This is a genomic window from Desulfobulbus alkaliphilus (genome assembly GCF_016918545.1).
GTDB classification, from domain to species: domain Bacteria; phylum Desulfobacterota; class Desulfobulbia; order Desulfobulbales; family Desulfobulbaceae; genus Desulfobulbus; species Desulfobulbus alkaliphilus.
In genome coordinates this window covers 1-421 of the sequence record NZ_JAFFQC010000328.1, presented here as the reverse complement: position 1 = coordinate 421, position 421 = coordinate 1, and the positions used below count along the sequence as shown (strand labels likewise).

Genomic DNA, 421 nt, shown 5'->3' with positions numbered 1-421 from the left:
GTGATGTCTCGGGCGCGCTCGGCGTTTTCGGCGCTGCTGCGCACCGTCTGCGTCAGCTCATCCAGCGCGGCGGCGGTCTGCTCCAGACCGGCGGCCTGCTGTTCGGTCCGGCGCGACAGGCTGTCGGCGGCGGCGGCGATGTCCTGGCATCCGCCGCGCATCGACTGAGCCGTGGTCCAGATGCCGGTCATCGTTGTGTGCAACTGATGCAGGGCGGCGTTGTAATCTTCCGGGATGCGACGCGTGTCGGCGGTGAAGCCCGCCTCCGGCATCCGCCAAGCCAGTTCGCCGGCGGCGAGGCGCGACAGACCTTCGCCCAAAGTCTCGACGGCGCGGGTTTGCGAGGCGGCGAAAAGCTCGGTCTCCTCGGCGTGGCGGCGACGATCGGTCTCGGCGGCCGCACGTTCGCGCTGTTGCTGGT

The 421-nt window shown here is 70.1% G+C and carries 1 pseudogene; it reads right to left on the bottom strand.

The features are described 5' to 3' along the window. Window positions 1-421: pseudogene (locus tag JWG43_RS21025) on the bottom strand (methyl-accepting chemotaxis protein); the annotation flags it as partial.